Source organism: Microbacterium sp. Leaf159 (assembly GCF_001423615.1).
In the GTDB taxonomy this organism is placed as follows: domain Bacteria; phylum Actinomycetota; class Actinomycetes; order Actinomycetales; family Microbacteriaceae; genus Microbacterium.
The window spans coordinates 1,908,838-1,934,340 of the sequence record NZ_LMOU01000001.1; the positions used below are offsets into that span (position 1 = coordinate 1,908,838).

Consider the following 25,503-nt stretch of genomic DNA (forward strand, 5'->3'; position numbering starts at 1 on the left):
TGTTGGGACGACTTCGAAACAACCCCCCACGATTCGTTTCAGGAGACAGGCTAGATCAGATCGACCGGAATCACCAGAACAGCGGGCTCATCCGCGCAGAGATCGTCCGATCGATGGAGAAATCGTCGCGACCGACGACTACGTGTTGTCGCATGCCTCAACTAGGGTGAAAGGCGGAATGCGCAGCCACGGGTCTCCTCCCGATCGGCGGCACACCATGGAGGGGGCATCGTTCCATGACTCAGAGCAGCACAGCGGCAGGCACCGTGTTGCGGCTTTCCGTCGTCAGCGACGACCGACGGCTCGACGTCGGCGTGCCTTCGCAGGTCCCGCTCGTCGAGATCATCCCCGGTTTCGCCCGGAGCCTCGGAGTGCTCGATCCGACGCTCACCCACGGCGGCTACTCGCTGCAGAGGGCGGACGGCACCCCTCTCGACCCCGCCCGCGGCGCCGCTGCGCAGGGCGTGCACGACGGCGAACTGCTGACCCTCGTCCGCGGCGGCCTGATGAAGGAGCCGCGCGTCTACGACGACGTCGTCGAGGCCGTGATCGACGCCACCGCCGAGCAGCACGGCTCGTGGACCCCCGCAGACAGCTCGCGTACCGCTCTCTTCGTCAGCCTCACGTTCCTCGCGCTCTGCGCGCTCCTGCTCGTCGCCACCCCTCCGACGTCGCTCCTCCCGTCGATCATCGCGGGGGCGGGCGCCATCGTGCTCAGCGTCGCCGCAGCCGTGCTCATGCGCCTGCGTCAGCCGGAGGCCGGACACGCACTCGGACTCACGGCCGCGGCATACGGAGGGCTCGCCGGGTACCTCGCCGTGCCGGTGCAGAGCATCTGGGGCTGGCCGCTCGCCGCACTGGGCCTCGGACTCGTCATCGTCGGCGGTGTCGGCCTCGCGGTCACCCAGGACAAGCCCGAGATCCACCTCGTGCCCATCGCCCTCGGCGCATCGATCGGCATCACGGCGACGAGCGCCGCGATCTTCGGCGATGCGCTCGCGCCGTACGCGATCATGCTCGCCACGACGGCGCTGCTCGCCAACGGCATCCCCTGGCTCGCCCTCACCTCCACCCGCATCCGGGTGATCTCTCCGCAGAGCGATGCCGACATGTTCGCCGCGCCCGAGCCGATCGACGCCGACGAGGTCAAGCGCCGCGCGGCCGCCGGCACGCGCACGCTCATCGCGCTGCGGGCCGCACTCGGCCTCGCCGCCCTGATCGCGACTCCCCTGGTCGCCGCCAGCGGAGTCTTCGGTGCTCTGCTCTGCGTTCTCGCGTTCGTCGGAATGATGTTCCAGTCGCGGCAGATCCACGCCCGCCTCGGCGTGCTCGTTCTCATGGCGATCGGAGCCATCGGCCTTGCGACGACGGGCGTGACGGTGGCGCTCGCGCTTCCCGACGTGCGCACCTGGATGCTCCTCATCCTCGTCGTCGCGACCGTCATCCTCGTCGGTCTGACGCTGCTGACTCCGAAGGCCCGCCTGCGGCTGACCCGCCTCGGCGACACCGTCGAAGTCTTCGCTCTCGCACTCCTGCTGCCGCTCGGCGTCACCACGGCCGGGCTCGTCTGACCGATGGCGACCAAGAAGGATCTGATCGAGGCGCAGGGCTTCAGCCGGCGTCGACTGCTCTCGGCGTTCACCGGGGGCGCCCCCGGCGGCAAGGAGCTCGACCCCGCGAAGCCGTTGCGCGCTGTCGTCGCCGGTGTCGCGCTCACGGTCGGAGTCATCCTCGTCGGCGTGTTCTGGGGCATCATGCAGCCGGGTCTTCCGGGCGACTGGCAGAACAACCGACTCATCGTCGCCACCGACACAGGGGCCCGTTACGTCTCGGTCGACGGCACGCTCTACCCGGTGATCAACACCGCCAGCGCACGCCTGCTGATCCCCGCCGGCGAGTTCAAGGTGGTGCGCACCGACCAGGCCGCGCTCGACGGGATCCCTGTCGGACCCGCGATCGGCATCCTCGGTGCCCCCGACGACCTTCCGGCCCCGAACGCCCTGATCAACTCGTCGTGGACCGCGTGCGTCGACGACGGCGAAGGCGCCGCCGTCTCACTCTCGACCTCCCCCATCGCCGATGTCTCGACGGGCACGGGTGCGGTCGTCCAGCGCGGCGACGAGCTCTTCGTGATCGCCGACGGCCTGCGCTACGCGGTGTCGGCCGATGACGCGAACGCCGTGCTCCGCGCGGTCGGACTCGGGACCAGCGACATCCTCGAGGTCGACGGCCGCTGGCTCAACCTCTTCGAGTCCGGCGAGGAGCTCGAGCCGATCAGGCTCAACGCCATGGGCGCCCCCGTCCCCGACACGAACCTCACGGCCGGGACGATCGTGCACACGCAGGGCACCCCCGCCGACGAGCGCTACGTGGCTCTCGCGACCGGCGAGCTCGCACGCCTCAGCCCGCTCGCCTACCAGCTCTACCTCCTCGGCAGCGGCCAGGAGGCGTCCGAGAAAGAGGTGTCTCCCGCCGAGTACGGAGACGTGCCGACGGTGTCGTACATCGGCGGCGAGGACTGGCCCACTCTGCCGCTGAAGCCTCTCGCGGCAGGCGAGTCTCCGTGCGCCGTGCTCACCGACGACGCTCATACCGTGCTCGGAGCGACCACGACCGCACTGCCCGAAGAGCGCTCCACGGTCGACGTCAAGGTCGGTGGCGGAGCCCTCGTTCAGGTCAGCGCCGCATCGGATGACGCGGTCGGCTTGGCTGTGCTGATCGATGAGTCCGGCACGGCCTATGCGATTCCCGGGGCTGTCGCCGAGCAGAGCGCAGAGGATGCCGCGAGCGGCCCGATCGCGCAGCTCGGTTACTCACCCGACGATGTGGGACGAGTGTCCGACGCGTGGCTCGAGTTCTTCGCCGCAGGCCCCGCCCTCACCACCGAGGCCGCGAGAGAGTCGCCCGGCTCCGGGACGAACTGATGCGTCGTCGCAGCGCCGCCCTCGCGGCCGTCATGCTCGGCACCGCACTCCTGGGAACGCCGGCTGCGGCGCTGGCGTCGACCGCCCCCTCGTCGTCGATCGTGTCGACCGCGACGGAGGGGCAGGCGTGCACCCCGGGCACCGTGGTCTTCAGTCCCGAGGCTCCGACCGCTCTGGCTGAGCTCGGCACGGAAGACGCGAACCGACTCGCCACGGGCAAGGGCATCGTCGTCGCGATCGTCGACTCGGGGATCGACGCGAGCAATCCGCACCTCGCCGGCGTCGTGATCGGCGGCGTCGATCTCGTCGGCGACGGTGAGCGCGCCGACGGCATGAGCGACACGACCGGTCACGGCACCGCCATCGCCGGTCAGATCGCGGCGCAGCCTGTCCCGGGTTCGGGCGTGGTCGGACTCGCACCCGACGCGCGACTGCTGTCGGTGCGGGCATTCCGCAGCACCCAGCAGCAGGATGTCGACAAGGGCTACGGACCGACCTCGCAGCGCCTCGCGGACGGCATCCACTGGGCGGCAGACAACGGCGCCGACATCATCAACGTCTCGATGTCACAGGACAGCGACTCCGCCGAGCTCCGTGCCGCCGTCGAGCACGCGGCCGCGGTCGGCGCCCTGGTCGTGGCGAGCGGCGGCAACCGGGCGTCGGACGCCGATGCGGCGGACGCCGCCCGTTATCCCGCAGCCTACGAGCAGGCTCTCGGGGTCAGCGCAGCCGACAGCAACGGCCGCGCCACCGAGAGCTCGATCCACGGCCCCCAGGTCGACGTGACGGCTCCTGGCGGCAACGTGCTGACGGCGGCGGCCGGAGGCGGGGACTGCATCTTCGCCGGCGACGCCCCGGCATCGAGCTACGCCACCGGATACGCCAGTGCGGCCGCAGCCCTCGTCGCCGAGGCGCATCCGGAGGATCCTCCGGCAGGGTGGGCCTACCGGCTCACCGCCACGGGGCTGCGAGCAGACGCCGACAACCGCGACGACGTGAACGGGTGGGGCTTCATCCAGCCTTTCGCCGCGATCGAACTGCTCCCTGACGAGACCACACGGGGACCGGTGAGCCCGTACTTCGACACGACCGAGAGCGCGGCCCGACCGCCCGCAGCCACGGTCGACCCCGACCACGGCGCCTCTCCGTTCCTCCTCACGCGCGAGGCAGCATTGTTCACCGCGATCGGCGGCGCGAGCCTGCTCGGCGTGCTCGGCATCCTGATCGTGCTGCGACGCCGCAGGGAGGCTCCCGTAGACGATCCAGACGAGGTCGAGCGCGAGGGCGGGCTGCTGCACACGCCGGACACGGGCGCCGATTCCGACAGAGTCGGTTGAGCCGCCAGGTCGGACGCGCCTAGCCGTCAGTCGAAGTCGCGCCTAGCCCTCAGTCGAAGTCGACGGCGACCGCTCCGTCGGCGCGGACGAGGCTTCAGGCGAAGACGACGAAGCCGAGGGTGACGAGACCGACGACGGAGACGGCGCAGGCCGCGGCGAAAGCGAGGAGCGTCATCATGCTCCAGCGCAATCCCTGCTTGGCCACGGAGGGGAGCTGCGGATCCACCGCCCTGGTGGGTGCGGCGGCTCCGACCACGATCGGCGGAGCAGAGGGCCCGAGCGGCGCCGGGCGGGGACGATAGATCTCGGGTGGCCGGACACCGGTCGGCGCCTCGAACGAGATGGGCGCGGCAGTCGGCGCGGGATCGGCTGGGGCACCGTCCTGCTCGCCGGCGCCCTTCGTTCGCTTGCGACGCAGACGTCGAGGCGGCCGGGACACGACGACAGTCGCCTCTTCGACGAGTTCATCGTCGGGAGTATCGGCGGACTCCGCGACGACTCCGGCGCTCCGGTCGACGACGACGGTGGCCTCATCGAGAACGTCGTCACCGGAAGAACCAGCAGGCTCCTCGACGCGTCCCGCACTTCGGTCGACGACGACGGTGGCCTCATCGAGAACGTCGTCACCGGAAGAACCAGCGGGCTCCGTGACGACTCCGGCGCTCCGGTTCACGACGACGGTGGCCTCTTCGACGAGTTCGTCGTCGAGAGAACCAGCAGGCTCCTCGACGCGTCCTGCGCTCCGATTCACAACGACGGTGGCCTCATCGAGAACCTCGGCGTCGGCGTCGGTGCCATCCGTCGAATCCGCGGACCCCGCATCGTCGTCCGCGACGATTGCCGGCCCTGCAAGGGCTGGCTCAACATCCGTCGGCGCTGGCTGTGCTGGCGCTGCATCCGCGACCGCACCACCCCGACGCCGGTCGCGACGGGTGAGGATGACGGTCTCTTCGCCGTCGTTATCGTCGTCGGTCATCGCACCCGCACCGGAATCGTCGTGCCCTCGAGCATGGAGTCGGTCAGCGAGGCGGATGCCGCGATGCGCCCTGCCGTGCTGTCGTCGGGTCGCGTGCGCGCGCCGCCCGAGACCACGTCGATCACGACGACCGAGACGTTGTCGCGCCCGCCTGCCTTGAGCGCCCGGCTCACGAGCGCGGCGGCGGCGGTCTCTGGGCGTCCGTTCATCGTCAGGGTCGCACGGATGGCCTCGTCGCTGACCTCACCGCTCAGCCCGTCGGAGCACAGCAGCAGCCGTTCGCCGTCGACCACGGGAAGCAGCCAGCTGTCGGCCGTGCTGTCCGGTGCCCCGATGGCCCGGGTGATGACGTTGCGCTGCGAGAACGACGCGAGGTCCTCGGGGCGCAGCTCTCCGGCATCCACGAGCTCCTGCCCCAGCGAGTGGTCGATCGTCAACTGGGTGAGGTCGTTGCCGTGGTGCCGGTAGACGCGGGAGTCGCCGACGTTGAACACCAGCCAGTGCGGCGCGCCGTCGTGCTCGACGAGCGCGACGCCCGTGACGGTGCTTCCCGCCCCGCGCTTGTGCTCGGCGGAGATGTCCTCGACCACGGCCGCCGCATGGCTCAGGGCTTCGCCGATGTCGGCGACCTCGACCGTGCGTCCTCGCAGCGGTTCGAAGGCCTCGACCACCGCAGCGCTGGCCCGATCGCCCGCTTCATGCCCGCCCATGCCGTCGGCGACCAGGAAGACCGGCGACGCGACGAGCATCGAGTCCTCGTTCGCGGCGCGCTTGAGACCGGTGTCGGTCAGTGACGCGACGTTGAGGACCACAGAGGAGAGAATCACGAATCTCGCTCCGCCATGACGTGCATGCCCACTTCGCCGAGGATGAAGCGCCCGTTTCCGGTGACGCTCTCGCCCGGATCGAGCAGCGTCTCCGTGCCGTTCTCCTCGACCACGACCACGCCGTTCGTAGCGTGCAGGTCGGTGAGGCGCCACTCGTCGTCGTGGACGACGAGACGCGCGTGCGTCTTCGACAGCGTGCGTGTGGTGTCGGAGATCGCGAGCCGCTGCTCGCCCGGCTCGCCGATCGGATTGCGACCGATCACGACGCTCGCGCCCGAGAGCGAGAACTTGCGGCCGTCATCGAGTACGAGCGAGCGACGGATTCCGCGCTTGCGCGCTACGACCACCGTGGCATCGAAGTCATCGACCTCGATCTCTGCCGGACGCGGAGTGACGACCGTCTTGTCAACGTCGGCGGCGAGTCCGCCGAGCGGCATGGGAGCGGCCGGGGATGCGGCGGCATCCGAGGAGTCGAACGATGCCGGGTCGACCGATGCCGGGTCGACCGGCGCGGGCGCGACAGGCACTGCCGGCGCCACCGGAGCGTCCACGGTCGCCGATGGTGCCGGACGGATGACGGGCATCTGCGGCTCGAGGTCGGACGCACCGTCGCGGAAAGACGGCGGGGCGGGACGCACGACACGCTGCGGGTCGGGGGTCGGCGCGGCGGGAGACTGATCCGCCGCCCCGTGATCCGGCGATGCCGGCGGCGCGAACTGCGCCGCGGGCATCACGGAGGGTGCGTCCTCGAACGGAGCGGGCGGCTGCGGGGCTGGCGGCTGCGGCGTGGCGGCAGGAGCAGGAGCAGGCGGCTGCGGAGCAGCGACGGGCGCGGATGGCTGCGGGGCCACCGGCTCTCCGCCCATCGCGGCCATGATCCCGGTAGTCGGGTGCGCCTCGACGGGAGCTGGCGGCTGCGGAGCGGCTGACGGCACCGGCGGCTCCGGAGACACCACCGGGGCAGGCGGCTGCGGTGCAGGCGGCTGCGGGGCAGGCGGCTGCGGGGCAGGCGGCTGCGGGGCAGGAACAGGGGCGGGCGGCTGAGGTGCGGCCTGCGGTGCGGGCGGCGCGAACGACGCGGCGGGCGCTCCGATATTCGGCGACTGCCCCGCGGACGGAGCGGACGACGGAGACTGCGCGCCGGGAACGGGCGGCGGACCGACCGGCGACATCGATGACGGTACCGATGGCGACTGAGGCGCCTGCGGCGGCGCGCCCCACGCGGACGGCGCAGCGGGAGCAACGGACGCCGCCGACTCTGCCGGTGTGGTCGCCCGGGGCGGGGCCGCGTAGTCGGGGAAGATGAGCGCGGGAGCATCCGGCTGACTCTGGGCGTGCGGCGCGAGCGACGGGATCGTGTAGCCCGATGCGTCACGAGCGGGCGCCGCGGCGGGCTGCGACGTGCGACGCGGCCCGGGCTGCAGAGCGGCCAGGCGCTCGCCCTCGGGGTAGGGAGGGGCGCCCCAGGCGAGAACCGTCGCCCACACCGGCGGAAGCAGGATCGCGAGCACCGTCATCCCGGCGCCCCGCCCGAACCGCTGGTTGATGCGGTGGGTCGCGACGACCTTGAGGTAGATGCCGTACAGCTGCACGATCGGGATGAAGTAGAACACGACCGACCAGGCGGGGACTCCACCTCGCGCGAGGATCTCGGCCTCGTTGAGGATCGGGACCCAGCCCTTCCACCCCTCGCCGTCGATACGCGGGAAAAGGCGCGAGAGCGCATACGCGTACCAGACGTAGATGGCGATGCCGATGAGCACACCGAGACCGCCCACGATGGCCAGCATCGTCGCGTAGCCGGCATCCACGGGCGCGATCATGAGTCCCCCTTCTTCCGGTCGCCGAGCGAACCGGTCAATCCGAGCGTACCGAGCGCGACACCATCCGACCGACGAACACCACGGGACCGGCCGCTCCGCCGACTTCGGCGAGGCATCAGAACTCGCCCGAACGCAGGCGATCGAGTGTACGCGGTCCTATCTCGGCGCGTGCAGACGCCGTGGCGGCGTAGAACGTGACGAGCTCGGCGAGGAGCACGGGATCGCTCGCGAGATCGCGTGCGGCCCACGATGCCGGCCTCGCCGTGGTCGTGCGCAGCGCGACCCGATCTCCCGACAGCGCCGCGCCGCTCACGTCGTCCCACGTCGCGCGAAGTCCCGTGCGCGGGATGCGCAGGTCGATGCCCTCCGGCGTCAGCGTCATCCGATGCGCGTCGGGCCGCCGGAACAGACTCCGCGTCCCGACGACGGTCAGCGTGATGCCGACGGCGGGGACGACGAGCAGGGTGAGGGTCGAGAGCCGCTCGGCCGGGACCGCGACGATCGCCCATGCCCATCCGGCGAGGATGAGCACCCCGGCGACGGCCAGGAGCCGGAGCGGGGTGATGATCTCCTCGGCACCGCGGAAGGCGAGCGCACGATCGGTGGCCTCGACGCGCACGACGCGGACCCGCGAGACGCGCAGGTGCGCCGCGAGCAACCATGCCGCGAGACCGACCGTCACGAACACCGCCAGCCCGAGGAGCTTCATCGCCGGAGCCGGATCCAGCACCAGGAGGAGCCCATAGCCGGCGAGCGCGAGCCCGAGCACCACGCCGAGCACGGTCAGTCCGGTCGTGGAGCGCTGTTGGCCCGCCCACCCCGCATGTCCGGGCACGAAGATCGCCTGCACGGCGGTCGTCTCGGTCGAAGTCATCCGAACACGCCCTTCCAGGCTCTACCGATGCCATGACCGACGTCGCCGACGACGTCGGTCGTGTTCTCCCAGGCGCCCTCGGCGAAGTCCGTCGACGCGTCCCACGCATCGGAGAGCCCTGCGTCGATCGACTCCCTGACGTCCTGCGGCACCCAGCTCTCGTAGGCCCAGACCGCGCCGGCGCCCACGGCGACCGCCGCACCACCGACCACGACGGCCGTTCCCCAGACGGGCAGGGTCACGATGCCAGCCGCCGCGAGCCCGGCGACCCCGAGTCCGGCCGCTGCGCCGCCGAGGAGTCCGCCGCCGATCTCCACCGCTGTCGACGACGGGTCGTCACCGCTCTCGAGAGCCGTCCCGAGGTCCCAGAGGTCGATGCCCCAGCCGACGAACGGCACGGCCTTGCTCGCGCGCGACAGCCCGCGAGCAAGATCCTCAGCCTCATCGGCCGCCCATCGCATGCCCTGCGGGTTCGCCGCCTCGGCCGCGGCCTTCGTCGCGGGGTTCCCCGAGCGGAGGTCGCTCACGAAGTCGGATGCTCCGGTGCGGAGCTCGTCCGCGTGGCTGACGAGATCGCTGGCGGTGTTCTTCCACGCCAGACCCTGACCGTCGAGGTAGATCTTCGGCATCTCGCCGCCGGCCTCGTTCAGGCCGGAGAGGATCTTCTCCGCCGTCGTCTCTCCGGGAAGTCCCCCGAGGAATGCGTCGAGGTTCTCGCTGATCCAGACCTCGAGCTCGCCCCACCAGGCTCCGACATCGGTCGCGATCTCGTTGTACAGATCGATGCGATCGAGGTGCTCCTGCCAGGCATCCCAGTTCGGGTCGTCACGGGTCGCGGGACAGGTCGAGAGCAGCGAGACGGGCCGGCCGATGACCATGCCGTTCACGGGGAGCCCCTGGGCGCGCGCGTTGTCTCGGTGGGCCGCGAAGTCGTCGCGCATCCGCTCGAGCTGCCCGGCGTAGGAGCGGAGCTTCTCCGCGGCATCGCCCGCCTGGTCCCTGATCTCGTTCGCCGCATCCGTCGTACGGAGGAGGATCGTGACGTAGTCATCGGCCGATTCGCCGTGCCAGTGCGAGCGGACGCCCGTCGGGATGAAGCTCGTCGTCTTCGAGGACGCGTCAGCCGCATCCTTCAGCCCCGGGTCGAGCCACTCGGCGGCGGCGCGCACCTGTGCCGGATCTCCGTGCGTGGTGGTGTCGATCGTCATCAGAGGTCCTCGACCGCCGTGGCCACCGGGGAGAGCTGGTCGATGACGTCCTGCTCGTTCGTCGCGGCATCGTCGGCGACGACTCGCACGACCTCGCCGAGCGTGCCGTTGATGCGGTACAGTGCGTCGACCCCCTCGCCGACGCGCATCATGATCGCCGCGACCGCATCGGATGCGAGACCCCCGTCGACGGATCCGGGGATCGCGGCGAGCTTTCCCCGCATGAACGCCACCGCCTCGTCGTGCATGCTCGCGTGGACGGCCATGACCTCCGGGTCCATCGATATGCGGGTCATGCGATCGCCCCGTCCCGACGGTACGAGGCGGGGATGTCGAGATCGAAGATCACGACATCGTAGGGCTGCGACTTCTTGATCTGGGCGAGCTCCTCGGTGCGGAGCAGGATCCACGGCTGTCGCTCGCCTGCGAGGTCGAGCAGCCGATCGAGTGCGGTGTACGCGAGCAGCGCGCGGCGGCCGTCCTTCAGCTCCCGGATCTCCACCGCCTGCTCCTGCGGCGTGGACTGCACGCTCAGCGGCAGATAGAGCACGGGAGGCACCATCGGCGGCTGTGCGGGCGGCAGCGGTTCGAAGATCGTCATGTCTGTCCTCCTGATGCCTTCCGGTCGCCGAGCGAACCGGTCATTCCGAGCGTACCGAGCACGGGCCGAAGCCCGAAGGAGCGGAGGCCGCCCGCTGACCGCACCCGGCCGATGAACGATGTCGGCCGCACGCGCTTGACGAGGCGATGCCACCATCTGCCGTCGTGCGCGAGCTCGGCACGTTCCGCGTCGACGATCTCCCACGCGGCACTCGCGTCGTCCTTCGTCGGCGGATGCTCGGCGAACACCGCGCGGTCGACGAGCGCCGCCAGGCGATCCGACGCCTCGCGGTCGGTCGACAGCGCACGCTGGGTGCGCGTGCCCTGGGTATCCATCTCGACATCGTGGTCGGCGTACACGTCGACGAGCTCCTCCCATGCACCGGTGAGCCGCACCTCAGGGTCCGCCGCCGTGCGACGGGCCCTGGCGCGATACCTCTTGGCGAGCACGAGGACGAGGAACGGCAGCGCCAGCAGCACGAGTCCGAGCACGCTCAGACCGACCGCCCGCAGGATCGGCAAGAGGATCGCCAGAAGCTCCGACTGCGGCTCCTCGAGCGGGGGCGCATCGTTGTTCGAGTCGCTCTGCGCCTGGGGAGGATCCAGCGCCTCCGAGCGAGGCTGCTCGGGGACGGTCGGATGCTCGGGCAGCTGCTCGCCCTCCGTGATGGAGCTGGGCAGCATCGCATACTGCGGCGTCGTGTCGACCGGCATCCAGTCGGCGCCGGAGGCGCGTACCTCGACCCAGGCGCTCATGTTCGCCCCCGTGCACGTCTCGGTGCACGCGGGGATCCCCGGCACCTCCTCGGCCGCGGCGAGGCGCGTGCCGATCACGACGCGGGACTCGAGGCCCCAGTGCTCGGCGAGAAGCGCCGCAGCCACCGAGAACTGCTCGTCGTCGCCGACCGCAGAGACGAGCAGTTCGGGTGCGGCATCCGCTCCCGCCCGTCGCTCCTGCTCGACCATGTCGGTGAAGAGCTCCTCGACGCGAGCGGCGGAGTGACCGGCGTAGCTCGGTGCGAACGCGTACCCCTCGGACTCCTTGAGCGAGGCGATCCAGCCGGCCGCCGCTTCGTCGTCGAGCAGGGCGTGGCTGAGGTATCCGCGGGCGCGCAGACGGTCGATGATCTCGAGGTAGCCCGCCCCCGTGCGGGGCTGCTCCTGCATCTCGGCCCACTCGACGAGCGTCGGGTATCGATCGGTGTCGAGGTTCGACGCCCCGCCCTGCAGTGCGGTGATGTCGCCCTGGTCACCGGGGGCATCCGCGAGAACCGTGTAGCGGTCGCCGGGGATGAGTCCCTCATCGCCCGTGGAGGTCTCGGCGATCGTGATCGCCGTGTCGCCGCCCTCGTTCACGTGGAATCCGTCGGCGAGCGCGTCCGCACGGGTGCCGGAGAACGCCGGCGCCTCCGCGAGACCGGCAGGCGAGGGCACCCAGATGCCCCGGTAGGCGTCGCCGATGGTGATGTCGAGGGAGACCCGCCCGGCCGCGGGGAGCGCCGTGCGCGGGAGCCGACTGAACCGGTCGTCCGGGTCGATGTGGAAGTCCTCGCCGTCATAGGAGTCGAGGGTGACGAGGCGGATGCGGTCGACCGCACCGGGGTCGCCCTGCACCCGCAGGACGGTCTCGTCGAGTGTGCCGCCCGCGAACCACGAGCGATAGGCGCTGAGCGGGCTCGCCTGCTGCTGCACGACGATCATCGGTTCGACCTCGTCGCGCAGCACCGAACGGTCCGACCATCCGGCAGCCGCCGGGGCGATCGCGAATCCGGCGACGAGTGCGACGACCGCGAGCGCTGCCGACAGGAGATGCCGACGCACGGTCAGCCACACCGGGGTGGCCCGGCGAGAGATGTTGGCGGCGGCGACCGTGCGCAGCGCCTGGGCACGCTGCAGGCGGGCACGACCGACCAGCCAGACGAGGGAGGCGACGAAGAGGGCGACGCCGATCAGCCACTCCCGGGGAGCCGGAAGCGCCACGCCGAGGATCGAGACGGGCGAGGTGGTGCCGCTCACCCCGAAGGCGATGCCGAACACGCTCATCGCCGTCACGACAGGGACGGCGATCGTGGCGCGGCGTCCGTTCTCGAGCACGAGGAGGGTCGCGACGAACGCGCCGAAAAGCATCACGACGAGGAACGGGATGAGCACGGCCTGGTACTCGCCGAGCGGCGGGTTGAGCGTCAGCATCTGCTTCCACCCGAGCACGACACCGAGCACCGCATCGCGGAGGCCGCCGATGAAGGCGGGGACCGACGAGAGCGCCGAGGGGATCGCGAGCGGCACCGAGACCACGAGGTACGTGCCGACCGCCGCGAGGGCGCCGATCAGCATCCCCCAGCGCAGCAGTCGCGTGAGCACGGCGACGGCCATGCCGAGCAGACCGCCGACGAGACCGACGGCCAGGGCGCGCGGCGATTCGTATACGGGCCAGACCGCCGCGGTCGCGAGGCCGACACCGACCAGCACGTAGCCGAGCGACCAGAAGGTGAGGGCCGAGAGGGCGAATGACCGTCGAGACCTGGCCACGCCGCGCTTGGCTCCTGCCGCGCTCATCGGAGGGCTCCGCGCGCAAGCATCTGCGGCAGGTCGCCGAGAGCCCCGAGGGTCATGACCGCGAGCTCGCGCGCCGTGCGCATCGTGGGCTGCTCGCCGAGTTCGCTGCGCACGGCGACGGCCTCGACCGCGGCGGGCAGCTTGACGGCGGCGAGTCGGAGGCGGTCGAGCGGCATCCGCGAGCCCGTGAGCAGGAACCCGATCGAGAGGTCCGGATACGACTGCACGGTGAGGGCGGTGACCGCCTCGAGACGCATGACCCGGTCGGCCGCGTCGATGGTCGACGTGGCATCGAGCAGCGCTTTGGGGGTCACGGTCGGCAGCGTGCGGATCGAGAGCACCTCGGCGCGGCTGTGCTCGGGGATCTCGTTGCTCACCGAGAAGAGCACGTCGCGGCCGTCTCGGACGCCCTGCAGTGCCAGGGATGCCGCAGCGCTGACCGTGTTCTCGAACTCGTCGTCGCTCTCGTACGACTCGGCGTCGAGGTCGAGGATGATCGCGATGCGGGCGTGCCGCGACTCCTCGTACTGGCGCACCATGAGCTTGCCGGTCTTGGCGGTCGACTTCCAGTGAACGTGGCGCTGCGAGTCGCCGACGACGTACTCGCGCACCGCGTGGAACGAGAGGTCGGCGTCGACCAGGACCGAACTCGGGGTGCCCTCGAGGTCGCGGATGAGGCCCGCACTGGTGCTGGGAAGACGCACGGTGACCGGATGCACGTGGATGCGCTGCACGTCGGGCCAGCGGAGCTCGCGACGGAGGATGCCGATCGGGTCGCCGCGGGTGATGGTCATGGGGCCGACGTCGATGACACCACGGCGGTGAGCGGCGATCGTGAGCTGCTCGCGGTGATGGGAGCCGGGGCGCAGCAACGGGACGTGCGCCTCGACCAGCCCCTCCCCCACGGGGACGTCGACGACACCGGGGAGCGAGAGGTGCTCGCCGTTGTTGCGGACGTCGAGGGTGGCCCCGATCTCCGCTCCGGCCACCACGCGGTCACGGTCGAGCGTGAGGTCGATCCGGTAGTCGTGGGTGCCGAGGATGAACGGGACGCAGGCGACCAGCAGCACCAGAGCGATCGCGGCCACGGCCCAGGCCTCGACCCAGCCGAACAGCAGCCCGGCGAGGAGACCGAGAACGAGCGCCACGGCCACCAGCATCCCTGCCGCCGTGACCGTCTCGCGCACCCAGGCGACGGATGCGCGCGCCGCGCGCCCCGTGTTGCGAGCCGCACGACGAACGCCGAACACCGCGCCGCGGACGGGGCCCCGGCGCGTGCGGTCGTAGCGCGTGACCGTCGACGTGCGCGTCGACGTGCTCGTGCCCGCCGTCGTGCGCGTCAGACGGGACTCGGTGCTGAAGCTCACGCAGTGCCGTTCTCGCGCGGGGGCTCGACGTCGAGGAGGATCTGGCCGACGATGGCGACGGCGGTGACGCCGTCGAACTCGGCCTCGGGCTCGAGCACGAGACGGTGGGCGAGCGCCACGACCGCGAGTTCGCGCACGTCGTCGGGCGTGACGAAGGTGCGGCCGCTCTTGGCGGCCCAGGTCATCACGAGGCGCGAGAGCGCGATCGCGCCTCGCACGCTCGCGCCGAGGCGGACCTCTGAGGCCCGACGCGTGGCGTCGACGATGCGCATGATGTAGTCGGAGACGAGCGGGTTCACGTACACGCCGCGGGTCATCTCGGCCATCGTGAGGATGGTGTCGGTGCCGACGATGCCGTCGAGCACGTGCTTCGGCTGCGCGGCTCCCTGGAGGATGCGCATGGTCGCCGCCTCGTCGGGGTAGCCGATCGATGTCTTGATCATGAAACGGTCGAGCTGCGCCTCGGGCAGACGGTAGGTGCCGCCCTGCTCGATGGGGTTCTGCGTCGCCATCACGAGGAACGGCGAGGGCACGGGGCGGGTGACGCCGTCGACCGTGACCGTTCCCTCTTCCATCACCTCGAGCAGCGAGGACTGCGTCTTCGGGCTCGCGCGGTTGATCTCGTCGGCGAGCACGATGTTCGCGAAGACGGGGCCGGCGTGGAACTCGAAGGCGCCCTCCTTCTGGTCGTAGACCGTGATGCCCGTCACGTCACCCGGCAGCAGGTCGGGGGTGAACTGGATGCGGGTGCTCGTGCCGGTCACGGTCTGGGCGATGGCGCGCGCCAGCGCCGTCTTGCCCGTGCCGGGGAAGTCCTCGAGCAGCACGTGTCCCCCGCTGACGGCCGCGGCGAGCACCAGCTCGACCACGTGCCGCTTGCCGAGGATCGCCTGCTCGACGTTGCCGGTGAGGATCGAGAAGGTCTCCGCGAACCAGGCGGCCTGTTCGGGAGCGATGGTCACGGGAGCAGCTGTGGGAGCAGGCATAAGGAAAGAGTATTCGTTGGTTGTGTGGTGGTCGGGCGACCCGCCTCAGGGGCAGACGCCCGTCACGCGATGGGTGATGGATGACAGGGTCGCGTACGCGCCCTTCCAGATGATCTTCACGTCGAAGGCACCGGGGGTGTCGGTGACGGGCGTGACGACCCGGTCATACGACCCGCTGGCCGCTCCCGAGACCGTCACGACGTCGGACTCGCGCGCCGGCATGCACTGCCGGAACTCGACGTCGACGATCGTCGGCGCGGTCGTCGCAGTGATGTTGACCGTCCCTGAACAGGAGTCCACCTGCTGCGCGTGGCAGGCGCGAGCACGCACCTGGCCGGGAGACGCATCGGCGCTGAGAGAGAAGTCGTCTCGCCACGCGCCGTACATGTCGTACTTCGCGACGAATCCGTCTTCGACGTTGATGGCCGGGGCCGATGACAGCCCGTACGAGTACCGGTCGCCGTTCTTCGACGGCGAGGTCGCCACCGTGTAGGTCGTGTTGCCGCCGGGGCCGTCGACGAAGGTGAAGGTGAACACCGTCGCCGTCGACGACTCGGCGACGCCGTAGCCGTTCGAGGCGCACGCCTTGACGTTGTAGACCTGGTACGCCTGGAGTCCCTGCAACGACGGCGAGGCGGACTGCACCTCGGCGCCGGAGACCGAGAGCCGGCCGTTGCCGTCGGCGCTGCAGCTGGCGTTGCCCGAGCGCCACGCGAGGTACACGACGTCGAGGCCCTGGGCGCTGCCGTTGGCCTGGGCGGCGATGCCGGACACATTGATCGACGTGTTGGATGCTGCGCTCGCGTTGGTCCACGACGGATCGAAGTACGGAGAGCCCGCCACCGTCACCGAGGTGCGGAACGCGCCTCCCTCGTTGCCGCCCTCGCCGTTCGGCGGCTGGAACTGGCTGATGGGGACGATCGTGAGGTTCTGCGCTCCGGGCGACAGTCCGATCTCCACCTGGGTCGTGCCCCCGTTCCGGGGAATCATCTCGCCGGTCTCCTCGATGCGGAAGGCCAGCGCGTCATCCGAGGCGTCGATCGCGAGCGCGACGATGCCTCGACTGCGGTCGGAGCCTCCCGGGCGGTAGACCGGCGTCGCGGTCGCGTTCGAGACGACCGGCGCTGCGTACGCCCAGCTCGTCAGGGGCGAGGTCGTGGCCGACGTGCCGACGGCGTTCACGGCGGCTGCGGTGAAGACGTGCGGCGCTCCGTTGACGAGCCCGTTCACGGTGCAGCGGTAGGAGCCTCCCGCGGGACTGCACGAGGCGTTCGCCGGCGATCCGTCCTGCATGATGGTCACTCCCGAGACGCTCGGGTGTGCACGTCCGGCCTCGCCGAGGGGTACGTCGAGCACCACGGTCGTCCGCGTGAAGCCGACCGTGGTGACGCTCGCGGGCGCCTGCGGGAAGCCCTGCAGGTCGAGCGTCAGGGTTCCTGTTCCGGTGCGTCCCTGCGCATCCGACACCACGAACGGGATGACGCACTGGCCGCCGGGCGCCTGTCCGCCGCCCGGCCAGCTCGCCGTGAGCGACTTGCTGCCCGACGTCGAGATCGAGGCCACGTCGCAGCGCGCTCCTGCGCCGAGCGACATGAGTCGCAGCCCGGAGCCGGGCTTGCCCGCGAACGGGTCGTACTCGCCTGCCACGTCGACCACGTCGATCGTGCAGTTCGGGCTCGTGACGATGCACTGCTTCGTGAAGGTGGCCCCTCGCGGAGCATCCGGCGGTGCCGCGCCGACGACGAGACGGACGGATGCCGAGGGCTGCCCGTACTGCTCGACTGTGACGCTGATGTTCTCGCTGTTGCCCGGTTTCGCATCGGCGCGGGCCTCGATCGTGAGGGTCTTGCCGTTGGGCGTCACGATGAAGGCCGAACCGGAGTACACGACCCGGTACACGAGCGAGCCCGCATTGCCCTCGCGGCCACCCTCCCAGGCGGCCATGTTCGCGTACATGTCGATCGTCTCGGTCGCCCCGGGAGCGATCGTGTGCGAGATGGACGAGAGCAGCAGCTGGGGCTCGGCGGGACGGATGCTGATGGGCACGTCGATGTACGACCAGCGCTCCTGGCCCTTCAGCCGCACGGGCACGAGGCAGGTGTCCGACCACGGCGCCTCCCTGCCCGCCCGGTAGGTCGCGCCACCGGATCCCTCCGCGACGCACGATGCAGCCGCACGCTGGGCGCTGAACTGACCGCTGCCGACCTCGACGGCATCCGATGCCGTCAGATCGACGTAATCGCTCACGTCGAACGATGCCGCGGCATCCTCGTCGACCACGACGGGCGTGGAGCCGGGCTTGAGCTGGACCTGCATGTCGTCGAAGGCGGGGATGCGCAGGAATCCGTACGCGACGACGTCGCGTCCGCCCGACCCCTTGCCCTTGAGCTGGAACGGGACGAGCGCGCCTTCGGCCGGCGCGGTGCCCACGATGCGGTTGCCCTGGACGGTGTATCCGGGCTGGTCTCCCCACAGGCTCAGGGTGAGCGAGGACGTGTCTCCCGACGGCCAGCTCACGCGATCCGTCACGACGTCGATGCCGCGGTCCGCGAGGTCATCGCGGTCCCGTGCGGTGAGGACGGTGTCGGCGACACTCGGCTGATCGGCGACGGAGCCGTCGGTCACCGTGACCACGATCAGGCCCTGCGCGGTGCTCGAGGTGCGCTTCGACTTGACCGTGTAGAAGTACGAGTTGGTGCCGGCGGTGTCGCCGGCACGCAGCACGACCCGGCCCTCGTCGAGGTCGGTGTCGGAGTCGATCAGTGCGTTCAGACGGTCGTACAGCGGGTTGCCCTTGACCGGCGGTGCGTTGGGCACGAGCTCGGTGATCTCGAGTTCGCTCTGCGCGGGGTCGAGGTCGTTCGAACGGGGATCGAGCACGATCGGGGTCTTCGAACCCGCCTCGACGCGCACATAGTCGCTGAAGGTCACGGGAGCGGAGTCGTCGACGTCCGCGTCGAGCACTCCGATGCGGACGACACCCGTGCCCTCCTCTCCCTGGGGGTCGCGCACGGTGTACCGGAAGCTGGCCTGGCCGCCCTGGACGCCGGCCGCGGGGGCCCGGTAGACGATGGACTCGCCGCTCGCCGAGACGGTCGCAGTGCCCGCGCCCTTCTCGGGCTGCTCGATGCCGGTGAGCACCACACGATCGCCGTCGCTGTCCATCCCGTTCGCCGGGACGCGGAGCGAAACCGTCTGGCCGCTGAGAACCCGACCGGTCAGAGTGGTCGGCGTCGGCGCGCGGTTCGTTCCCGGGGGCACGACCGTGACCGTCACCGTGCCGTTGTCGGAGAGCGACGGATTGCGCTCGAGCGAGACGGAGTAGGTGAGCCGGTAGGTGCCCGGCGTGGTCGGCGCGAGGTACCGCAGCGCATTGCGGTCGGCGAAGACGAGTTCGCCGGCCTCGCCGGATCCGGTGACCTCGGGGAGCACGACCAGCGGCTCTCCTCGCGGAGCGACGTCGTTCGCCGTGACGCTGATGCGGGTGAGGGAGCCGGCGCGCACCGTGATCGCATCCGGGAACACGATCGGGCGGGTGACGGTCGACGGCGGGGTGAGGAAGACCGTGACGGTGCCCTGCACCGCCGCTCCCGATCCGTCGGCGACGGTCACGGTGGCTCTGCCGATGACTCCGGGCTCGCCGTCTTCGGTCGTGCCGTTGATGCGGATGCTCTCGTTGCCGACGACCCGCACGTTCAGCTGCGGGGTCGAGCTCACGGCGTCGGACAGCATCAGCACCCGGCCGCTGGTGTTCTGCACCGCACGCAGCACGTCGACGGTGGTGTCCTCGCCCTCGCGCACAAAGGCGGTCAGGGGCGCCATCGCCAGCCCGGACGACCCGTCGACGGCGGTGATGCGGATGACGGCGGACTGCTCGGCCTGCGTCGAGACGTCCTGCGCGGTGTACGTCACGACGTATTGACCGGGTTCTGCGACGGTCAGCTCGACCGTGCCCGACGCGGCATTCGGCGTGACCTCGAGCCCCTGCGCGGTGGCGGCCGTCTGCACCGCGTCGACCAGTCGGTACGAGCCTGAGCCGCCCGACAGGTGATCGGAGATGCGGATCGACTGCAGCTCACCCACGCGAGCTGTCAGGGCGACGGGCGATGCCACGAGGGCAGGGCTCCCGGTGACCTGCACGTCGAGGGTCTTCTCGGCGGTCGCGCCGTGCACGTCCTCGACCACCACGGTGACGGCGATCACCGCATCCGCCGCGTTCGGGTCGGTGTGACGGATGGCCACACGACCGTCCGCCATCGGGACGACCATCACGGGCGATGACGAGTCGGTCTCGTAGGCGTCGCTGAGCACGAAGGGGTCGCCCTCGGGGTCGACCCAGCCGGAGAGTGCGGAGACCACGGTGCTGCCACCGGGGAGGAGCTGAGGGGTCGGCCATTCCTGCTGGCAGGCGTCGACGCCGCACCACACGGGTGCCGAGTTCACGCCCGCGTCGACCACGGTCAGAGTCACGGTCGCGGGTGACGACACCGCGGCGCCGTCGGTCACGGCGTAGGTGAACGAGGTCTGACCCGACCCTGCCTTGACGTTGACCACCAGCGATTGACCGTTGGCGACGAGAGTCAGGTCGCCGAATGCGGGATCCCCGAGGCCGCCCGCCACAGAGTCGGGGTCGATCGTCAGGACGTCCTTCTTGTTCGGATCGTGGTCGTTGAGCAGCACCGGGAGGATCACCTGCTCACCGGCGCGGACGCCGAACGCATCGTCGACGGCGACGGGCGGCAGCTGCTCCGCCACGTCCTCGACGATGATGGTGCCCTCCTGCTGCTCCGTGTCGTCTTCGATGGCCCACTGCTCGAGCGGAATCAGCACGCCGTCGGGCGCGGTCCAGATGAGCCCCGTGCCCGTCTCACTCAGCACGGCGCGGTCGCCGTTCTCCTGGAAGACCGGCTCGATCGTCGCGGAGTCGAGCGCCTCGTCCGGGACGCGCAGCGGCACGGTCTCGCCGTCGGTCCACAGAGTGCCCGCGCCGGTGTCGAGCCAGGCGGCATAGGTCTGATCGCCCACGACCACGGGTGCTGCCGGAACACCGGTCGCGTCCGCGACGCGCTCGGACTCTCCGGAGGCGAGATCGACCGACACGAGCCCGTCGGAGTCGGCGATGAACAGGGACTCGCCGGAGGCGGCGCCCTCCTGCAGGCGAGCGTCGTCGGCGACATCGAGCTCGACGGGCTCGTCTCGGCCCTGGAGCCACAGCTCACCGGACCCCGTCTGCAGCATCGCCCAGCGGTCGCCGACGACGGTGACGGACAGCCCCTCCCCCGCGTCAGGAGCCGAGGAGACGGATGCCGGATCGCCGAGGAACCGGTGCTCCTTGATGTCGAACCGGCGCACCGCGCCCTCATCGGCCGAGTACAGCACGAGCAGGCCCTCGGGCGAGAGCCCGATCGCATCCGCCGTGTAGGTCGGAGGGTCTTCGCCCTCTTCGACCTCGACGCCCGCGAACGGGTCGACGAGTGCGGTGGCAGCCCCCGCGTCGAGCGTCGTCACCGAGACCTGACCGGTGTCGGTGCGATAGGCCACGTAGGGACCCGCGGAGAGGATCTCCCTCGTGCCCGCAGGGGTCGGCTCGGAGGCGAGCGGGGTGCCCGCATCGGACGAGTCGGAGAGAAGGTCGGTCGGGCTGGCGGGATCGAGATCCCAGCGCTGCCTGTTCCCCTGCGCGTAGAGCACGGCCGCAGAGCCGCTCTGCCAGACGGCCTCGGGATCGTCGACGTTGCGCACCGTGTCGATCTCGGCGAGTTCGGTGTTCACACGGGCGTACTGGCCGCTGTCGCGCATCACCCAGACCGCGGATTCGAGGCGGGGCACCTCCTGCGACTGGTATCCCTGCGCCGTGACGGCGAGGGTGACCACGACGGCGAGGGCGGCGACACCCGAGATCGCGGCGATCAGACGGCCTCGCGACCGGGGCTTCGTCTCCGCGCGGTTGCGGTCGCCGATGGCCATCAGAGGATCCCTGTCAGGTAGAGGACCGCGATGCCGACTCCGGCGAGCACGGCGGCGCCGATCAACGCGCCGATCACTCCCGCGACGAGGGGCGAGCGGGTCTTGGTGCGGGCGGCCGGCAGGTCGTCACGGTCGCGGGGTGCGGCCTGCTGGCGCGCCGCGCGGACGGCCCGCCGCGAGTCGGGGGCCACGGTGGTGATCACGGGCCCTCGCGGGGCGGAATCCGAGAAGCTCACCGGGGCGGCGGCCGCCCATTCGGCGGATGCCGCTTCGAAGGCCGTCGGGTGGATGCCCAGCTCGTACTGCGCCCAGCGCAGCCGTTCGGCGAAGTCGGCCATGCTCGCGAACCGCTTGGCGGGATCGCGGTGCATCGCCGTCGCGAAGATCTCGTCGATGATCGGCGGGATGCCGGGCGCGGGCACGGCCGTGTAGCGAGCCTTGACGATGCGATCGGTGAGCTGATCACGCGAGTTCGACCCGCGGTCGGGGCGCTCGAAGGGGCTGCGCCCGGCGAGCAGCGTGTAGAGCGTCGCGCCCAGGCTCCAGATCTCGCTCGGCACGGACCCGGAGACGCGTTCCTGCAGCACCTCGGGCGAGCTCCACGGCACGGACATCGCGATGGTCTCGCCGTCGCCCTCGTCGATCACGGCGGCAGCGATGCCGAAATCGGCGAGCACGGGAGCGCCGAGGGAGTTGATGAGGACGTTCGAGGGCTTGATGTCACGGTGCAGCAGCCCTGCCCGGTGCACGGTCTCGAGGGCCCCGGCGATGCGTACGCCGGTGTCGAGGACCTCCGCAAGCGCGAGCGGCGCCTTCTTATACCGGGCACTCATGGTGTCGGGGCAGTACTCCATGGCGAAGTACGGGCGACCGTCGGCCGAGATCGATGCCTGGTAGATCGTCACGATCGACGGGTGCGCGCTGAGCCTGGCGGAGATGTCCGCCTCGACGTTGAATGTGCGCAGCACCTCGCGGTTGACCGCATCAGCGAGAAGCACCTTCACCGCAGCGACGCGACGGGGCATGTCCTGCTCGTAGAGGAACACGTCGGCGAAGCCGCCGGAACCGAGCGGACGCACGTAGCTGTACCCCGCCAGCGTCGGCGGGGTCGATGCCATGCGCGTTGCCACTCATGCTCCTCACGGTCGGATGGGGAGACCGCGCCCTGCATGAACCCGGCGCGCTGCGCTGGGCGTTCCCCCCGATCACAGAGTATATCGAGGGGATCGACGATCCCGAGGGTCGCTCGTAGCCCTCACGCTGGCGTGCGGTGCAGGATTCAGGCGCGCCAGCATCCTTCGATGTGGTCGTCGACCATGCCTGCTGACTGCATCAGCGCATACATGGTGGTGGGTCCGACGAAACGGAAGCCGCGGCGGCGCAGCTCTTTGCTCATGGCCGTGGACTCGGGCGTGACTGCGGGGACGTCGGCGAAGGAGGCCGGGCGGATGCCGGGGGCCGGCGCGAACGACCACATCAGGGCATCCAGTTCGCCGTCGTGCATCGTGCGGACGATGGAGGCGTTGCCGATCGTGGCCTCGATCTTCGCGCGGTTGCGGATGATCCCCGCATCCGCCATGAGCCGCTCGATGTCGGACTCGTCGAACTCGGCGACTGTCTGAGCGTCGAATCCGGCGAAGACCTCTCGGAATCGGGGGCGCTTGCGGAGGATGGTGATCCAGGAGAGCCCGGCCTGGAACCCTTCGAGCGCCATCTTCTCGAACAGCGCACGGTCACCGTGCAGCGGGGTCCCCCACTCCTCGTCGTGATAGCGGCGATACTCCGCATCGTCACCCACCCAGGCGCAGCGTTCGCGGTGGTCGGGCCCGGCGATCAGAGACGTCATGACCTCACGCTATCCGGGCGCACGGACATGGGCAGGCTTCCGGCGGTGCTCGCACGGATGCGGGCTGGATGTGTCGTCGATGGATACGAGAGGTGTGGACGAGCGTGCGCTCGTCCACACCCGGTGTCCTGCTGCGCCGGTCAGGGGATCGCTGTGCGATGTCGACCGGACCGATGGGGAGATCGGTCAGGTCAGAACCGGCGTTGCAGATTTCTCGATCGGCGTGGGGAGCCGACCGAAGGGTGGCGATCAGCGAAGGGGAGGTCCGCTGTCCGCACCCCGTCGTGGGGATGCCGCGGGCGTTGACCCGAGCATCTCGAGGAAGGACGCTCCGAAGGCGTCGAACGCTTCGGAGGCCGTTGCCTGTGCCCCCTGGGCGAGCGCGGCGCGAGCAGAGGCGAGGAGTGCTCGCCTGCGCGCGCGCCCCGAATCGACGTCCACCCCGTGACGGCGGGCCGTGTCAGCGTCGACGAAGAGCCGAAGCGGTTCGATGTGATCGCCGACGATCAGTGAGCCGAGGCGACCGAACTCGCGGGAGATGAGCGCTTCAGCGAGGTCGAGATAGGAGGCCAGCTCGCAGTCGGTGTCAGCGAGCGGCGCGCGGGCGGACAGCACCCCTGGAACTGATTCCGCTCGTGAGCCGGTCAGCGACTCTTTGACGATCAGTCGATCGATGACGCGGGCGCGCTCGATCATGTCGACGCGCGACCAGTCCGCGACGCGCGTTCCGGCGTTCGGGGAGACGTGCACGAATCGCATGTCGGAGAGTCGAGTGAGCGCCTCTCGAACGGGGGTCCGCGAGACCGCCCAACTGTGAGCGAGCAGATCGAGACGAAGACGCTGACCGGGTGCGAGCCTGCCGCTGACGATCTCGGCGAGCAGGCGCTCGTATGCGAGACCGCTGAGCAGTTGCGGTCGCAGCTGTTCCTCGAGGGAACCCATCGACATGGTCATGCCTTTCTCATGGTGCGGAACGCTGGTGAGCGGAGGTCTGCTCGGACGTACGACTGCACTCAGGAATGAGGTTGTCGGGCCGGCATTCACCAGCCAACCTCCTGCGCTGAGTCGCAGATCGCCTCACGGGTATGCGTGCGCGTGCCGAGAGCCCACAACCAGTAGTCGCTCTGCAGGCGTCAGTGCTCGACGCTCGGCGCTCAGTAGTGGGCATAGACGCGGTGGGGAGTGCCGCGAGGCATGCCGAACCCCACTGCGGCGGGGTGTTCATCCGGCGAGAGCGTGTTTCAGTGATCCGTGGCGTATCCGCGGGAGGCTGAGTCGTGGGGTGCGCCATCGCTGTTCGGGGTCCCACCATCTCGGGCCCCGCACCTGCGGGATGCCGTCGTCCATTCGGATCTCCCACCCTGAGCTGCCGAGGGATCGGTGGTGCCACCAGCACAACGGCACACCGTTGTCCGTGTGGGTCGGACCGCCTCTCGCGTGTTCGACGACGTGGTGGATCTCACACCAGGATGCCGGGACGTGACACCCGGGGATGAGGCATTCCTTGTCACGGGCAACGATCGCCCGCCGTTGATGCACGGTGAAGATGCGGTCGGTGGTCGTGATGCCGATGATCCGGCCCTCATCGAACAGGACTCGTTGGATCGTCCCGGCGCATCCGATGTGCGCGGCGACGGAGACNGCCGCCGTTGCCGCCCGCTTCGCCGGCAGCAGGCCCGAAGGCCGCCCCGGCGCCGTGACCAAGGTGAGCGGCGAGGTCTTTCGCGTCGACGTTCACGACCAGGACGGGTGATGACCCACCGAGGGTGGGCATGTCGTTGTGGCGGGCAGCGATCGCGCAGATCATCGCGAGGGCGTCGTGGCGTTTCTGCGCCGCGGTGCGGTCATCGAGCACGCACCGCGGATCGGAATTGAACGGATCCGTGTCGTCACCGTCTGCGCCAGCATCCGCATCGACGTCAGTATCGGCGTCCGAAGAACCGGAGTCCGCCCCTGCCTCGCCGGCACTGGCACTGGCACTGGCACTGGCACCGGCACCGGCACCGGCACCGTCGCTGTCGCTGTCGCTGGGGCGAAGTGCACGCCGGGCATGGGTGGGCCGTCGCCTTTCGGGTTCAAGATCGCGTCGATGATCAACTGCAACTGCGCCGCAACGTCCGGGGTCAGATACCCGCGGATCGCGTGCACGCCGTCTTTGAGACGGCCGATCGTGATGCCCCGGCGACGCTTCGAGTCCTCATCCTTCGGTTCT

19 protein-coding genes and 1 pseudogene are annotated in these 25,503 nt (G+C 70.2%); 4 read left to right on the forward strand and 16 right to left on the reverse strand.

Annotated features, from left to right (window positions below):
- Window positions 1-236 precede the first annotated feature (236 nt).
- Genes eccD through ASF80_RS08990 form a run of 3 tightly spaced genes read left to right on the forward strand, consistent with a single transcriptional unit; the run spans window position 237 to window position 4,261 of the window.
- Entirely contained in the window at window positions 237-1,571 is a 1,335-nt protein-coding gene (gene eccD / locus ASF80_RS08980) for a type VII secretion integral membrane protein EccD (RefSeq protein ID WP_056309993.1), read from the forward strand.
- A 3-nt stretch (window positions 1,572-1,574) separates the two neighbouring features.
- Window positions 1,575-2,924 (forward strand): type VII secretion protein EccB, encoded by a 1,350-nt coding sequence (eccB, locus tag ASF80_RS08985; protein WP_056309994.1) that lies wholly within the window; start codon window positions 1,575-1,577, stop codon window positions 2,922-2,924.
- A complete protein-coding gene (locus tag ASF80_RS08990) occupies window positions 2,924-4,261 on the forward strand; it encodes a S8 family serine peptidase (RefSeq protein WP_056309996.1) in 1,338 nt (445 codons plus the stop codon). The genes eccB and ASF80_RS08990 overlap by 1 nt, the downstream gene beginning before the upstream one ends.
- Before the next feature lie 94 nt (window positions 4,262-4,355).
- Here the strand turns inward: ASF80_RS08990 and ASF80_RS08995 are convergent, their stop codons facing one another.
- From ASF80_RS08995 to ASF80_RS19570, 15 genes are all read right to left on the reverse strand, one after another.
- Entirely contained in the window at window positions 4,356-5,237 is an 882-nt protein-coding gene (locus ASF80_RS08995; protein WP_056309998.1) for a hypothetical protein, read from the reverse strand.
- Window positions 5,234-6,064 (reverse strand): PP2C family protein-serine/threonine phosphatase, encoded by an 831-nt coding sequence (locus tag ASF80_RS09000; RefSeq protein ID WP_056310000.1) that lies wholly within the window; start codon window positions 6,062-6,064, stop codon window positions 5,234-5,236. Before ASF80_RS09000 ends, ASF80_RS08995 begins: the two co-directional genes overlap by 4 nt.
- The gene (locus ASF80_RS09005; protein WP_056310003.1) at window positions 6,061-7,887 is read right to left on the reverse strand and encodes a DUF5684 domain-containing protein; all 1,827 of its coding nucleotides are present in this window, start codon (window positions 7,885-7,887) and stop codon (window positions 6,061-6,063) included. Before ASF80_RS09005 ends, ASF80_RS09000 begins: the two co-directional genes overlap by 4 nt.
- 115 nt (window positions 7,888-8,002) lie before the next feature.
- Window positions 8,003-8,761, reverse strand: a complete 759-nt coding sequence (locus ASF80_RS09010) for a hypothetical protein (protein ID WP_056310006.1) — start codon at window positions 8,759-8,761, stop codon at window positions 8,003-8,005.
- Complete coding sequence (locus ASF80_RS09015) at window positions 8,758-9,969, reverse strand: hypothetical protein (protein WP_056310008.1); 1,212 nt, start codon at window positions 9,967-9,969, stop codon at window positions 8,758-8,760. Before ASF80_RS09015 ends, ASF80_RS09010 begins: the two co-directional genes overlap by 4 nt.
- Complete coding sequence (locus ASF80_RS09020) at window positions 9,969-10,265, reverse strand: hypothetical protein (protein ID WP_157521012.1); 297 nt, start codon at window positions 10,263-10,265, stop codon at window positions 9,969-9,971. The genes ASF80_RS09015 and ASF80_RS09020 overlap by 1 nt, the downstream gene beginning before the upstream one ends.
- The gene (locus tag ASF80_RS09025) at window positions 10,262-10,570 is read right to left on the reverse strand and encodes an SAV_915 family protein (RefSeq protein ID WP_056310012.1); all 309 of its coding nucleotides are present in this window, start codon (window positions 10,568-10,570) and stop codon (window positions 10,262-10,264) included. The genes ASF80_RS09020 and ASF80_RS09025 overlap by 4 nt, the downstream gene beginning before the upstream one ends.
- Complete coding sequence (locus ASF80_RS09030; RefSeq protein ID WP_056310015.1) at window positions 10,567-13,125, reverse strand: transglutaminase domain-containing protein; 2,559 nt, start codon at window positions 13,123-13,125, stop codon at window positions 10,567-10,569. The genes ASF80_RS09025 and ASF80_RS09030 overlap by 4 nt, the downstream gene beginning before the upstream one ends.
- Window positions 13,122-14,492 carry a DUF58 domain-containing protein gene (locus ASF80_RS09035; RefSeq protein WP_056310017.1) on the reverse strand — a complete coding sequence of 457 codons (1,371 nt, stop codon included), beginning with the start codon at window positions 14,490-14,492 and terminating at the stop codon, window positions 13,122-13,124. Before ASF80_RS09035 ends, ASF80_RS09030 begins: the two co-directional genes overlap by 4 nt.
- Window positions 14,489-15,454 (reverse strand): AAA family ATPase, encoded by a 966-nt coding sequence (locus tag ASF80_RS09040; protein WP_056311945.1) that lies wholly within the window; start codon window positions 15,452-15,454, stop codon window positions 14,489-14,491. Before ASF80_RS09040 ends, ASF80_RS09035 begins: the two co-directional genes overlap by 4 nt.
- A gap of 69 nt (window positions 15,455-15,523) precedes the next feature.
- On the reverse strand, window positions 15,524-21,445 hold the full coding sequence (locus tag ASF80_RS09045; RefSeq protein WP_056310019.1) for an Ig-like domain-containing protein: 5,922 nt from the start codon (window positions 21,443-21,445) through the stop codon (window positions 15,524-15,526).
- Entirely contained in the window at window positions 21,445-22,575 is a 1,131-nt protein-coding gene (locus ASF80_RS09050; RefSeq protein ID WP_235559920.1) for a serine/threonine-protein kinase, read from the reverse strand. The genes ASF80_RS09045 and ASF80_RS09050 overlap by 1 nt, the downstream gene beginning before the upstream one ends.
- 149 nt (window positions 22,576-22,724) lie before the next feature.
- A complete protein-coding gene (locus ASF80_RS09055; protein ID WP_056310022.1) occupies window positions 22,725-23,291 on the reverse strand; it encodes a DNA-3-methyladenine glycosylase I in 567 nt (188 codons plus the stop codon).
- A gap of 249 nt (window positions 23,292-23,540) precedes the next feature.
- A complete protein-coding gene (locus tag ASF80_RS09060) occupies window positions 23,541-24,239 on the reverse strand; it encodes a GntR family transcriptional regulator (protein ID WP_200934755.1) in 699 nt (232 codons plus the stop codon).
- Between the two features lie 273 nt (window positions 24,240-24,512).
- Entirely contained in the window at window positions 24,513-24,812 is a 300-nt protein-coding gene (locus tag ASF80_RS19570) for an HNH endonuclease signature motif containing protein (protein WP_414845692.1), read from the reverse strand.
- On the opposite strand from ASF80_RS19570, the gene ASF80_RS19295 reads away from it, so the two are divergent.
- On the forward strand, window positions 24,729-24,932 hold a 204-nt coding region (locus ASF80_RS19295; RefSeq protein ID WP_235559921.1), incomplete at its 3' end, for a hypothetical protein. The genes ASF80_RS19570 and ASF80_RS19295 overlap by 84 nt on opposite strands.
- 162 nt (window positions 24,933-25,094) lie before the next feature.
- On the opposite strand, the pseudogene ASF80_RS19300 reads toward ASF80_RS19295, so the two are convergent.
- Window positions 25,095-25,503 (reverse strand): annotated as a pseudogene (locus ASF80_RS19300) (13E12 repeat family protein); the annotation flags it as partial.

What these genes read in the sequence shown, in the direction of transcription:
- eccD (WP_056309993.1), top strand. Translation starts at nt 237, where the DNA reads ATGACTCAGAGCAGCACAGCGGCAGGCACCGTGTTGCGGCTTTCCGTC.
- ASF80_RS09045 (WP_056310019.1), bottom strand. Translation starts at nt 21,445, where the DNA reads ATGGCCATCGGCGACCGCAACCGCGCGGAGACGAAGCCCCGGTCGCGA.
- ASF80_RS09010 (WP_056310006.1), bottom strand. Translation starts at nt 8,761, where the DNA reads ATGACTTCGACCGAGACGACCGCCGTGCAGGCGATCTTCGTGCCCGGA.
- ASF80_RS09005 (WP_056310003.1), bottom strand. Translation starts at nt 7,887, where the DNA reads ATGATCGCGCCCGTGGATGCCGGCTACGCGACGATGCTGGCCATCGTG.
- eccB (WP_056309994.1), top strand. Translation starts at nt 1,575, where the DNA reads ATGGCGACCAAGAAGGATCTGATCGAGGCGCAGGGCTTCAGCCGGCGT.
- ASF80_RS08995 (WP_056309998.1), bottom strand. Translation starts at nt 5,237, where the DNA reads ATGACCGACGACGATAACGACGGCGAAGAGACCGTCATCCTCACCCGT.
- ASF80_RS09060 (WP_200934755.1), bottom strand. Translation starts at nt 24,239, where the DNA reads ATGTCGATGGGTTCCCTCGAGGAACAGCTGCGACCGCAACTGCTCAGC.
- ASF80_RS09030 (WP_056310015.1), bottom strand. Translation starts at nt 13,125, where the DNA reads ATGAGCGCGGCAGGAGCCAAGCGCGGCGTGGCCAGGTCTCGACGGTCA.
- ASF80_RS08990 (WP_056309996.1), top strand. Translation starts at nt 2,924, where the DNA reads ATGCGTCGTCGCAGCGCCGCCCTCGCGGCCGTCATGCTCGGCACCGCA.
- ASF80_RS09020 (WP_157521012.1), bottom strand. Translation starts at nt 10,265, where the DNA reads ATGACCCGCATATCGATGGACCCGGAGGTCATGGCCGTCCACGCGAGC.
- ASF80_RS09055 (WP_056310022.1), bottom strand. Translation starts at nt 23,291, where the DNA reads ATGACGTCTCTGATCGCCGGGCCCGACCACCGCGAACGCTGCGCCTGG.
- ASF80_RS09015 (WP_056310008.1), bottom strand. Translation starts at nt 9,969, where the DNA reads ATGACGATCGACACCACCACGCACGGAGATCCGGCACAGGTGCGCGCC.
- ASF80_RS09025 (WP_056310012.1), bottom strand. Translation starts at nt 10,570, where the DNA reads ATGACGATCTTCGAACCGCTGCCGCCCGCACAGCCGCCGATGGTGCCT.